Here is a 12,232-nt window from a genome sequence, read left to right as displayed (position 1 = left end):
TCTCCGCTGCTGCGTCTACCAAGTTAATCGACAATAAATTAACCTGGAGAAATGCAACATGTGCTCCCCCCGCCTCAATCTGACACCCGCTCCCCTCGCCCTGGCCGCCATGCTGGCATTGGGCAACATCCCCCTGGCACAGGCGCAAACCTTGTCCCCCGTCAAACTGGCCATCGCCGCCCAACCGCTGGGGCAAGCCCTGAATGAGCTGGCGCGGCAAGCCAATCTGCAACTGCTGTTTGCGCCGGAACTGGTGGCCGGCAAGACGGCGCCTGCCGTCAGCGGCACCCTGAGCGTGGCCGACAGCCTGGAGCGCCTGCTGGCCGGCAGCGGCCTGGCCGCCAGCATCGACGGCAACAGCGTCATCATCCGCCCGGCGCCCGCCGCCACGGGCAAGGTGGCGACCCTGGCGGAAATCACCGTCAGCGCGCGCCAGGACGCGACCATCGATACCGAGCTGACGAAGTCGTATGCGGCGCAAGCGGTGAGCATCGGCAAGGGCCGGCAAAGCCTGCGCGACATTCCCCAGTCCGTCTCCGTGCTGACGCGCCAGCAGCTGAACGACCAGAATTTGCTGAGCCTGGACGACGCCATGCGCGGCGTGACGGGCATCACCGTCGAAGCGAGCAGCACGGGCGGTAACCACGGCAATTTTTACTCGCGCGGCCATGCGCTTGACTCGGTACAGGTCGATGGCGTGATGACGCCCGCCAGCACGGGCAACGACCTGTCGGCCGGCTACGGCCTGGCCATCTATGACCGCGTGGAAGTGCTGCGCGGCCCCGCCGGCCTGTTCCAGGGTGCGGGCGATCCGGGCGGCACCATCAACCTGGTGCGCAAGCGGGCGCGCGACACCTTCGCCGCCAGCGGCGTGCTCAGCGCGGGTTCCTGGGACCGCTACTATGCGGAAGCGGACGTCACCGGCCCCCTGAGCGCGAATGGCAAGGTGCGCGGCCGCCTGGTGGCCGCCTATGAACACCGGCGCTCCTTCGTCGACCATGTGTATGCGGAAAAACCGCTGCTGTACGGCACCGTGGCCATCGACCTGGCGCCGGGCACCGTGCTGACGGGCGGCGTCACCTGGCAGGAATACAAGGGCCGTCCCGCCTTCGGCCTGCCCGCCTATGAAGACGGACGCCTGCTCGACGTGCCCCGCTCCACCTACCTGGACCCGGCCTGGAACCACATCACGGAAAAGGTCACGGAATATTTTGCCGAACTCGATCACAAGCTGGACAACGGCGGCCAGTTCAAGGTGACCGCCCTGTCCCGCGAACAGGACGAACCATCGCGCCATTTCGGCTGGTCCGATTGTTCGGCAGACCCTGTCACGGGCGACAGCTGCCTGATCACCTGGAGCTACCGCAGCCACTGGAAGACGCAGGGACTCGATGCTTACCTGGCCACGCCCTTCCAGGCGTTCGGCCGCAGCCACGACCTGATCGTGGGCGCCGACTACCGCCAGGTGCACAAGAATTTCCGCTACGGCGGCGGCAAGGACACCCCGATCAACATCTTCCATCCGGATAACAATATCCCCCAACCCAGCTACACTTTTACTGACGGCAACGACAACCGCACCAAACAGTTCGGCCTGTACGCGCGCACCCGCCTGCAGGCGACGGACCGGCTGGCCGTCAACCTGGGCGGACGCCTGACGCACCGGAACAACCATACCGTCAACCGCAATACGTATTTCAACCAGTTAACCGACGTCAGCAACACCATCAAGGCCAAGTTCACGCCGTACGCGGGCCTGGTCTATGAGCTCGACAAGCAGGTGTCGGCCTACGGCAGCTACACGCGTATCTTCTCGCCCCAGACCAGCACGGATGCAGCAGGCCAAACCCTGAAGCCGCGCACGGGCCAGCAATTCGAACTGGGCTTGAAGGCGGAGCTGTTCGACAAGAACGTCAATGCGCATGCGGCCCTGTTCCGCATGGAAGACGAGAACCGCGACATGCCCGATCCGGCCAATCCGCTGTTTTCCATCGGCGCCGGCAAGATGCGCAGCCAGGGCCTGGAAGCCGAGCTGAGCGGCAGCCCCCTGCCGGGCTGGAACATCACGAGCGGCTATTCCTACACCAGCACGCGCACCCTCGAAGGCAGCGATGACCAGAAAGCGCAACTGTATTCCTTCATCGCGCCACGCCACAACTTCAACCTGTGGACCAATTACCGGCTCGCCGGCGCGCTCGACAAGATCAGCGTGGGCGGCGGCTTGCGCAGCGTCAGCAGCATGTACCGCCTGAACGGGCCCGTGAAATTCGAACAGGGCCCCGTCACCACGGTGGGCTTGCAGGCGGGCTACCGCCTCAGTCCCACGCTGGAGCTGTCGTTGACGGTGAACAACCTGTTCGACAAAAAGTACTACACGCGCGTGTGGGCCGCGTATGGTTCCAACTTCTATGGCGAACCGCGCAACGCCATGCTGACCCTGCGCGGCCAGCTGTAAACTCCGCGCTCCCGCGCACGCACGGCCGCCGCGTCACTGCGGTGGCCGTGCGCGTTTACAACATCACACTCTTGCATGTCTCGCAACCTCGCACTATAATAAGAATAGTTCTCATTCACATTTGGATTCCGTTCGGAGTCTGCATCTCGCATATCCCGCCTGCCATCGACCGGCCAGGACGGCATGGCCGATGCGCAGCTGGATGACACGCTGCGCCAGCCAGGCCTCCCTGCCAAGCAAGCCTTCCCATATCGATAACGCAAAAAGGTCGTTTCATGGCGCGAGCACGTTCGCCGGCCGGCGCTGCCGCCGCCACTTTCCGGTACTTTGCACCGCTGCGACAACCACGTTTCTCACCACAAACTAAGGCATACACCATGCACCTCACTTCCATCGCGCGCCTCGGCGCCCTCGCCGCCGCCCTGCTGGGCACGGCCCTCGTTTCCGGCATGGCCAGCGCGCACCAGATCTGGCTGCAGCAGGACGGCAAGGCGGCCAGCGTGTACTTCGGCGAATTCGGCGACAACCTGCGCGAAGCCTCGCCCGGCTTGCTGGACAAGTTCAGCATCAAGAACGTGACGTGGGTGTCCGCCAAGGGCGCGCAGCCGCTGCAGGCGAGCAAGACGGCCGGCGCGTTCATCCTGAATGGCAAGGTGGGCGCCGGCGAAAGCATCATCGTCGAGGAAGACAACTACCCGTCGTGGGAAGAGAAAAAGGATGGCAAGGCCACGCGCACCGTGTGGGTCCCGGCCGCGCGCCTGATCGCCGACGGCAAGGCGCAAACGCCCGCGCTGACCCTGGACCTGGTGCCGACCGGCAAACCAGGCCAGTTCCAGGTCAGCTACCAGGGCAAGCCGCTGGCGCAAGCCAAGGTCAACGCCGTGGTGCAGTCGGGCTGGGGCAAGGAAGCGTGGAGCGATGCGCAAGGCCTGGTCAGCTTCCCGCTGCCATGGAAGGGCACCTATGTGCTGGAAGTGCAACACACGGACAAGACGGCCGGCCAGCGCGGCACGCAAGCCTATGACAAGGCCATGTTCGTGACGACCCTGAGCCTGGTGCAGCCGCAAGGCGTGACGCCGCTGCCGGCCGGCTCGGCCCTGCCACCGAGCAAGGATCACGACTGACCATGCAAGCGCCAGCCACCACTGAAAAAATGCCGCGCCTGCGGCTCTCCGCCGGGGCCGTGTACCGCCTCGGCGTGGCTTCGCGCAGCGTGGCAGCCATCGTCGGCGGCTACGTGCTGGCCGCGCTGGTCACCATGCTGCTGTCGGTGAGCCTGCCCATGGCCCGCTCCGAAGCCGTCATGACAGCTACCCTGCTGTCGTTTGCCATCTATACCTGCGCCGTGATGTGGGTCTTCGCCACGCGCAGCGCCCTGCGCGCCTGGCTGGGCCTTCTGATTCCCGCCGCCGTCATCGCCGCCATCCTGCAGTGGATGGACGCACTATCCTGGAGTCTCGCATGAAAGAAGGTTTCCGCCAGTCGATGGCATGGCTGCACACCTGGTCCGGCCTGCTCGTCTGCTGGATCTTGCTGCTGGTGTTTTGCGCCGGCACGGCCAGCTACTACCGCAATGAAATCACCCTGTGGATGCAGCCCGAACTGCATGGCGCCGCCGCCAGCGAAGTGACGACGGAAGTGGCGGCCAAGGTCGCGCAACAGGCGATGGAAGAGCGGGCCACGGGCGCCACGCGCTGGTTCATCAGCCTGCCCGGCGAACGCAATCCCGCCACGCAGCTGGGCTGGAGCAAGCCGTCGCAACCGGGCGAAAAGAAACGCGGACGGCGCGGCAATTTTCATAGCGAAAAGGCCGACCCGGCCACGGGCGAAGTGCTGTCCAAGCCGCGCGAGACGCGGGGCGGCGAATTCCTCTACCGCCTGCATTTCGACCTGCACTACATGTCCGCCATCTGGGGCCGCTGGATCGTGGGCTTCTGCGCCATGTTCATGTTCGTCTCCATCATCAGCGGCATCGTCACGCACAAGCGCATCTTCAAGGACCTGTTCACCTTCCGGCCGAAGAAGGGCCAGCGCTCGTGGCTGGACGCGCACAACGTGACGGCCGTGCTGGCCCTGCCCTACCACATGATGATCACCTACACGGGCCTCGTCACCCTGATGTTCCTGTACATGCCGTCCGGCGCCACGGCCGCCTACAAGGGCGACCAGGATGCCTTCTTTGCCGAAGCCTTCCCGGGCCGCTCGGACGAGCGCAAGGCGACCGGCGTGGCCGCGCCGCTGACGCCGTTCGCGCCCCTCGTGCGCCAGGCGGAACAGCACTGGGGCGGCGGCAAGGTCGAGCGCATCTCCGTGAATAATCCGGGCGACGCCAACGCCACCGTGACGCTGTCGCGCGCGTCCGGACGCGACATGTCGTCGAAGCAGCCGTCGCTGGAATTCGATGGCGTGTCCGGCAAGCTGCTGGCCACCGACGGCGACGCGCTGCCCGGCGCGGCCGCCACGCACGGCGTCATGTATGGCCTGCACATCGCCCGTTTCGGCGGACCGCTGCTGCGCGCCCTGTTCTTCCTCTCCGGCCTGGCCGGCTGCGCCATGGTGGCCACGGGCGCCTTGCTGTGGGCCGTCAAGACGCGCCAGAAGCAGGCCAAGGCGCTGGCCGCCGGCAAGCGCGCCAGCTTCGGCCTGCGCCTGGTGGAAGCGCTCAACATCGGCGCCATCGCCGGCATCCCGATCGCCTTTGGCGCCTATTTCTGGGCCAACCGCCTGCTGTCCGTGACGATGGAAGACCGGCCGAAAGAGGAAATCGCCTGCTTCTTCGGCGCCTGGGCCCTGGCCGCCATCATCGCCCAGCTGCGCCCGTCGCGCGCCATGTGGCGCATGCAGCTGGCCGCCGGCGCCTTCCTGCTGGCATCGCTGCCTGTGCTGAACGTCTTCACGACCAGTTCGCACCTGGGCGTGACCCTGTTCCTGGGCCGCGGCCCCGTGGCGGTCGCCGCCTTCGACATGGTGGTGCTGGTGCTGGGCCTGGGCCTCGCGTATGCGGCGTTCAAATTGAAACCGCTGCCCGTGAAGGCGGCCAAGGCAGCACCGGTGAAACCGGCGCAAACGATGGAGGCCGCGTGATGGAACTGTTAGCGAATTTCCTCGTCTTCGCATTGTGCTATGCGGGCCTGTCCTCGCTGTGCCTGGCCATGGACCGCCACTACGCCGACCTGCACGGACGCGGCGCCGAACCGCCCGCGCCACTGCGCCGCCGCTTGCAATGGACCGGCTGGCTGGCGCTGGCGGCCGGCCTGGCCTGGGCCATGCACATCGCGGGCGGCGGCTACGGCCTCGTCTACTGGGTCGGCAGCCTGACGGGCTGCGGCTTGCTGCTGATCTGGCTGCTGCCCTATGCGCCGCACCAGGCCATGCGCCTGGCGCGCATCATCGGCGGCGCGGCCGTACTGGCCGCCGTCGCGCTGGCCTTGCTGTAGAGGACCTGGCGGTCCCGCCACGTGACGGCAAGTGCGTGGCGGGACAGCAACAGCGCATTGCGTCGGCACGCTCACCGCGCTAAAATGAGAATAATTCTTATTTGCATTAAGGCCATCCCCACCATGCCAGGCAGTCCGTTCGCGCCCTCCCCCCTGCTGGCCACGCAGCTGGAAAGCCATTACCGCGCACACCACGGCTGGCTGGCGCACTGGCTGCAGCGGCGCCTGGGTAACGCTGCCGAGGCCGCCGACCTGATGCAGGATACTTTCGCGCGCCTGCTGGCCAGCGCGCCAATGCAGCCGCAAACGCCTGCCCTGCGCGCCCCCAAGGCTTACCTGGCGACCGTCGCCAAACATCTGCTGATCAACCATTTGCGCCGCCAGTCGCTGGAGCGGGCGTGGCTGGCAGCGCTCGCCGCCCTGCCCGAACAGCATCTGCCATCGACCGAGCAGCGCGTGGAAATCCTGCAGGCGCTGCAAGCGGTCGATGCCATGCTCGACGGCCTAAAACCGAAGGTGCGCGCCGTCTTCATCATGGCGCAGATCGAAGGCCATGCCTACGCGGATATCGCCGCGCTGCTGGGCATCGGCGAGCGCTCCGTGAAACGCTACATGGCCGAGGCGCTGACGGAATGCGTGCTGCTGGCGCCGGATTTTCCGGCATGAGCGCGGCTGCTTCGCCATCTCCTCCGCTGTCGCGCAAGGTGGCGCGCCAGGCCGTCGAATGGTATTTGCTGGAGCAGTCGGGCCAGGCCACGCCGGACGACCTGGCCGCCAGTGCGCAGTGGCGCGCGCTCGACCCGGAGCACGCGCGCGCCTGGAACAGGGTGCAGCAAGTGAGCCAGACCGCCGGTCTGCTGCCGCCGGAACTGGCCGTGCCCGTGCTGCGCCGCCCGCAGCGCCGCGTGGCCGTGCAGCTGCTGCTGGCGCTGATGGCGGCGCCCGCCGCCTGGCTGCTGGCGCGCAACGAGATACTGGCCGATTACCGTAGCGGCGTGGGCGAGCGGCGCGACATATCCTTGCCCGATGGCGGCACCCTGGTGCTCAACACGGACAGCGCCGTCGATGTGGCGTATGGCCCCGACGAACGCCGTCTGACCCTGCGCCGCGGAGAAGTGCTGGTGCAGACGCGCCCCGACCACGCGGGCAGCCGCCCGTTCATCGTCGCTACCTGCCATGGACGCATCCGCGCACTGGGCACGCGCTTTACCGTGCGCGTCGACGACGACAGCAGCCGCGTGACGGTGCTCGAACACGCGGTGGAAATCACGCCGCGCGCGCCCTCGGCCACCGTCCGCACGCTCATGGCGAACCAGCAGGGCCGCTTCGACGCCAGCCACGCCAGCCTGCCCACGTCGGCGCCGCCGCAAGCCGACGCGTGGGCGCGCGGCATGCTGGCGGCGCAGGACATGCGCCTCGACGCCTTCGCCTTCGAGCTGTCGCGCTACCGCCCCGGCCTGCTGCGCGTGGAACCGCAGGTGGCGGGCTTGCGCCTGTCGGGCGCCTTCCAGCTCGACGACACGGACGCCGTGCTGGACAGCCTGGCGCGCATGCTGCCCGTCGACGTGCTGTACCGCAGCCCGTACTGGGTCACCATCGCGGCCCGCAAAAAATAACTTACAAAATTGGCCCCTTTTTTCACCGCTGCCTGTCCTGTGAGTATTACAACGACACTCACCGGAAAGGCAAGACCATGCACCCTCCTCGTCTGACTCCCCTCGCGCGCGCCATCGGCAGCGCCGTGCTCCTGCTGTCGCTGGCGCAGGCGCCGGCCATGGCAGCCGATGCCGCCGCGCCAGTTGCCGCGCAAACGGCCTTCAACATGCCGGCGGGCGAGCTGTCCGCCGCCATCGCCAGCTTTGCCATCGAGGCGAAGGTGAGCGTGGGCGCGGCGGCCGAGCTGCTGCAAGGCGTGCGCACGCCGGGCCTGAGCGGCAGCTACACGGTGCCGCAGGCGCTGGCCCGCCTGCTGGCCGGCACGGGCCTCGAAGCACTGCCCAGCGGAGAACGCAGCTACGTGCTGCGCAAGTCGGGCGCTGCATCGCCCGCCGCGCCGATCGCCGCCACCCTGGGCGAAGTGTCCGTCAGCTCCAGCGCCCTGCGCGACGGCACCACGGAAGGCAAGCGCGGCTACGCGGGCCTGACCAGCGCCACGCGCCTGAACCTGTCGCTGCGCGAAACGCCGCAAGCCGTCAGCGTCATCACGCGCCAGCAGATCGAGGACCAGGGCTTGAAGACCCTGCAGGACGTGCTGCTGCAGGCGCCCGGCATCACGGTGGACCATTCGTCGAGCACGCGCGAATACGACCAGGTGTTTTCCCGCGGCTTCGAAGTCACGTCGTACATGTTCGACGGTATCCCGACCAGCAAGAGCCTGGAAGCGCGTACCTACGACATGGCCATCTACGACCGCGTCGAGGTCATCCGCGGCGCGACAGGCCTGATCAGCGGCACGGGCAGCCCGTCGGCCGCCATCAACCTGGTGCGCAAGCGCCCGGGCCGAACGTTCGCCGCCACGGCCGGCGCGCAGCTGGGATCATGGGACCGTTACCGCGTCGAGGGCGATGTCTCGACGCCCTTGACGGCGGACGGCAAGGTGCGCGCGCGCCTCGTCGCCGCGCATGAAGACCAGCGCTCGTTCATCGACCGCTACCAGCAGAAAAAGGACGTGCTGTACGCCATCGTCGAAGCGGACCTGTCGCCTTCGACGGTGCTCAGCGCCGGCATCAACTACCAAAAGGAAAAGCTCAAGGGCGCGGGGCGCGAATTCCCCGTGTTCTACGCCGACGGCTCGCAAACCCATTTTCCCCGCTCGATGAACGGCACGGCCGCGTGGAGCACGTATGACCGCGAACAGAACATGCTGTTCGCCACGCTCGACCATTATTTCGACAACGACTGGATCGCCAAGGTGGCCGTCAGCCGCAGCAGCAACCAGTACGACGCCCTGCAGGGTTTTTCCGGCAACGGCTACCCGGACCGCGTGACGGGCGGCGGCATGAAGCTGTGGCTGGCCAACTGGCACAGCAAGCCGCAACAGACCTCGCTCGACGCGTACGTGAGCGGCCCGTTCCAGGCCTTCGGCCGCAAGCATGAACTGGTGCTGGGCGTGAGCGCCTCGGAACTCAAGACGAATGGCCCCATCTACCCGAACTGGCGCCTCGACGGCTACGACTACACGGTGCCGGATATCCACGCCTGGCATGGCGCCATGCCGGTACCCGACTACAGCGGCACGCGCCTGGGCTCCTCGTACGACAAGGAACGTGAAAGCGGCGTGTATTCGACCCTGCGCCTGCGCCCGACGGACGCGCTGTCGGTGATTGTCGGGGCGCGGCTGTCGTACTGGAAGCGCGACATCCGCAGCGATTATTTCAACGACACGGACCTGTACGACGCCATGCGCGAAAACGGCAAGATCACGCCGTATGCGGGCCTGGTCTACGACCTGGGCCAGCACTGGTCGGCCTACGCCAGCTACACCAGCATCTTCACGCCGCAAAGCCAGCGCGACGTCAACAGCCGCTTCCTGGCGCCGCTGGAAGGCAAGAACTACGAAGTGGGCGCCAAGGGCGAATTCTTCGGCGGCAAGCTCACCACCAGCGCGGCCCTGTTCCAGCTGAAGCAGGAAAACCTGGCCGAAGCCGATCCGGGCAATATCTGGATCATCGGCACGGGCGGCGGCTCCTACGCCTATCACACGGTGAAGGGCGCCACCACGCGCGGCGTCGAGGCGGAAGTATCGGGCCAGCTGCGCCCCGACTGGCAGCTGACGGCCAGCTATGCGTATAGCCGCATCCGCAACGCCGCCGGCGAGCGCATCCAGACCAACCAGCCGCAGAACATGGCCAAGCTGTGGACCACGTGGCGCCTGGCGCAGGGCATGCCGGGCCTGGTGCTGGGCGGCGGCGTGAACTGGCAGAGCGATATCTACATGGATGACCGCGGGCCGAACGGCGAACGCTTCACGCAGAAGGCGTATGCCGTGACGGGACTGATGGCGCAGTACCAGGTCACGCCGCAGCTGATGGCGACCCTGAACGTGAATAACGTCTTCGACAAGAAGTACTACTCGACGGGCATGGGCGGCTACTACGGCGATCCGCGCAACGCCATGCTGTCGCTGCGTTATCAGTTCTGAATGGCTTCACTGCTTTTGAGCAGCACCTCGATGCCCTCGGGTGCCATGGCGCGGCCCAGGAAATAGCCAAACGCCTCGTCGCAGCCCATCTCGGCCAGCAGTTCCAGCTGCTCGCCGCTTTCCACCCCGCCGGCGATGGTGCGCAATCCCAGCGTGCGCGCCATCGCCACGATGGCGCGCACCATGGCGCCGTCGCCGCCGGGCTTGCCCACGTCGTCGACGAAGCATTTTTCGATCTTCACGGCATCCGTGGGAAAGCGCTTCAGGTAATTGAGCGAAGCGTCGCCCGTGCCGAAATCGCTGATGGCGATCGCCATGCCCAGCTGGCGGAACTGGCGCAATATCAGTTCGCAGTTCTGGTTGCGGTCGATCAGGATGCCGGCGGCGATTTCCAGCTCGATGCAATGCCCCGGCACGCCGGCCGCTTCCAGCGCGGCGGCGAAATTGCGCGCGATGTCGCGCTGGTAGAACTGGCGCGCCGACAGGCTGACGGACACCGTCAGCATCTGCCCCTGCGCGATCCACCTGCGCGCCTGTTCCACCGCCGTGGCCATCACCCACGCTCCCACCGGCAGGATCAGGGCGATTTCCTCCAGCACCGGTAAAAAGTCAAGCGGCATCATCAGGCCCAGCTCCGGGTGCTTCCAGCGCAGCAGCGCCTTCACGCCCGTGATCGTGCGCGTCTTCAAATCCATGCGCGGCTGGTAGAACAGGGCGAATTCATTGCGTTCGAGCGCGTGGCGCAAGGCCGTCTCGAGGATGGTGCGCGAATACGATTGCGTCTGCATGCGCGGCGCGTAGCGCAGGCAGGTGCCGGGCGCGTGGCGCTTGGCCGCATACATGGCCAGGTCGGCCTTTTCGATCAGCGCATTGACGTCGTCGTCGTCGTCCGGGTACAGGGCCACGCCCACGCTGGCCGCCACAGACAGGCTGTATTCGCCGATGACGAAGGGGGCGGCGATGGCGCCGACGATTTTCTCGGCCACCCGCTCGGCATCGTGCGCCGTGCGCAATTCCGTCAGCAGGATGATGAATTCGTCGCCGCCCTGGCGCGCCACCGTGTCGACCTTGCGCACGCACTGCTGCACCCGGCGCGCGAACTCCGTCAGCACCTGGTCGCCCACGTCGTGCCCCAGGCTGTCATTGATGGATTTGAAGCGGTCGATATCGACGAACAGCACCGCCAGCAACGCCTGGTGGCGGCGCGCGTAGGCAATGCCGTGCTCGAAGCGGATCTGGAAATGCAGCCGGTTCGGCAAGCCCGTCAAGCCGTCGTGGTGGGCGATGAATTCCAGCTGCTGCTCGGCGCGCCGGCGCGCCGACACATCGTGCAGCAGCAGCACCGCACCGCCCTGCGCCAGCGGCGCGCAGCTGTACTGCACGTCGATGCGCTTGCCGTCGAGATGGCGCAGCAGCACGGCGCCACGCGCCACTTCCAGCACTTCCTGCTGCGCCACACAATCGCGCACCTGGCGCGCCGCATCGATGGGCGTGCCGTCATGGAACAGCGGCAGCAACTGCGTCACGGGCTGGCCCAGGCCATCGTCGCCCAGCAGCCCGCCCATGGCGCTGGCGCGGGGATTCAAGTAGCGCACGACGCCAGCGTGGTCGGTGCCGACGACGGCCGCCGGCAAGGCGTGCAGCAGCGCCAGCGCATCTGCCATGCGCTGCGCCTGCGCCGCCTGCAGCACCACGCCTGTCGCATGGCGCAGGCGCCACGTGCGCGCCGCCTGCCACTGGCAGGCCAGCAGCACGCTCAGCATCACGGCCAGGGTCAGGCACAGCGCCAGCAACAGCGTCGTCATGCGTCCCCCGGCAGGCAAGAGGTGGAAGACATGCTTTTCCTTTGCAACGCGCGCCATGCGGCCGGGCGCAGAACCATGCGGAAAGGAAATAGTATAAGAATTCCGGCGCGATATTTGCCTGATCGGGCGCCGCTTGACTGGTGTCAATCACGGCGGGGCGTGATCACTGTTGCAATCCTCCCACAGACAATCTCACCAATTATTGCAACAATTGCTGCGCAACACTAAAATGAGAATGATTCTCATTATTGGGAATCAACTCCATTCATCTGAGTCCCTGCGCCCACGCCAGGACCGCAGCGGCATGGCCAGGCAAGCCAGGCGCAACACTCCCCCAGCGACGCATATTTTGAAACAGGCATCCGCCTGCTTCATCCACCACATCATCGCGACA

General features: G+C 66.4%; 9 protein-coding genes. 8 read left to right on the top strand and 1 reads right to left on the bottom strand.

Features of this window, described 5'->3' with window-relative positions:
* The first annotated feature begins 58 nt into the window (after positions 1 to 58).
* The 8 genes from NCG91_RS17670 to NCG91_RS17635 all read left to right on the top strand — a co-directional run bounded on the left by NCG91_RS17670 (position 59) and on the right by NCG91_RS17635 (position 10,033).
* Complete coding sequence (locus NCG91_RS17670) at positions 59 to 2,455, top strand: TonB-dependent siderophore receptor (protein ID WP_251350633.1); 2,397 nt, start codon at positions 59 to 61, stop codon at positions 2,453 to 2,455.
* A gap of 377 nt (positions 2,456 to 2,832) precedes the next feature.
* Positions 2,833 to 3,579: a DUF4198 domain-containing protein gene (locus NCG91_RS17665; RefSeq protein WP_251350632.1), complete on the top strand. Its 747-nt coding sequence runs from the start codon at positions 2,833 to 2,835 to the stop codon at positions 3,577 to 3,579.
* A gap of 2 nt (positions 3,580 to 3,581) precedes the next feature.
* Positions 3,582 to 3,920: a DUF3649 domain-containing protein gene (locus tag NCG91_RS17660; protein ID WP_251350631.1), complete on the top strand. Its 339-nt coding sequence runs from the start codon at positions 3,582 to 3,584 to the stop codon at positions 3,918 to 3,920.
* A complete protein-coding gene (locus NCG91_RS17655; protein ID WP_251350630.1) occupies positions 3,917 to 5,539 on the top strand; it encodes a PepSY-associated TM helix domain-containing protein in 1,623 nt (540 codons plus the stop codon). Before NCG91_RS17660 ends, NCG91_RS17655 begins: the two co-directional genes overlap by 4 nt.
* Entirely contained in the window at positions 5,539 to 5,892 is a 354-nt protein-coding gene (locus NCG91_RS17650; protein WP_251350745.1) for a DUF3325 domain-containing protein, read from the top strand. The genes NCG91_RS17655 and NCG91_RS17650 overlap by 1 nt, the downstream gene beginning before the upstream one ends.
* 123 nt (positions 5,893 to 6,015) lie before the next feature.
* Entirely contained in the window at positions 6,016 to 6,558 is a 543-nt protein-coding gene (locus NCG91_RS17645; protein WP_251350629.1) for a sigma-70 family RNA polymerase sigma factor, read from the top strand.
* Positions 6,555 to 7,508 (top strand): FecR domain-containing protein, encoded by a 954-nt coding sequence (locus NCG91_RS17640; RefSeq protein ID WP_251350628.1) that lies wholly within the window; start codon positions 6,555 to 6,557, stop codon positions 7,506 to 7,508. Before NCG91_RS17645 ends, NCG91_RS17640 begins: the two co-directional genes overlap by 4 nt.
* 77 nt (positions 7,509 to 7,585) lie before the next feature.
* Entirely contained in the window at positions 7,586 to 10,033 is a 2,448-nt protein-coding gene (locus tag NCG91_RS17635; protein WP_251350627.1) for a TonB-dependent siderophore receptor, read from the top strand.
* Here the strand turns inward: NCG91_RS17635 and NCG91_RS17630 are convergent.
* Positions 10,024 to 11,838, bottom strand: a complete 1,815-nt coding sequence (locus tag NCG91_RS17630; RefSeq protein WP_077408092.1) for a putative bifunctional diguanylate cyclase/phosphodiesterase — start codon at positions 11,836 to 11,838, stop codon at positions 10,024 to 10,026. The genes NCG91_RS17635 and NCG91_RS17630 overlap by 10 nt on opposite strands.
* Positions 11,839 to 12,232: the final 394 nt, after the last annotated feature.

It is taken from the genome of Janthinobacterium kumbetense (genome assembly GCF_023703445.1).
Lineage (GTDB): Bacteria > Pseudomonadota > Gammaproteobacteria > Burkholderiales > Burkholderiaceae_D > Janthinobacterium > Janthinobacterium kumbetense.
The sequence above is the reverse complement of the archived record's forward strand: the minus strand, read 5'-3'. Positions and strand labels throughout refer to the sequence as shown.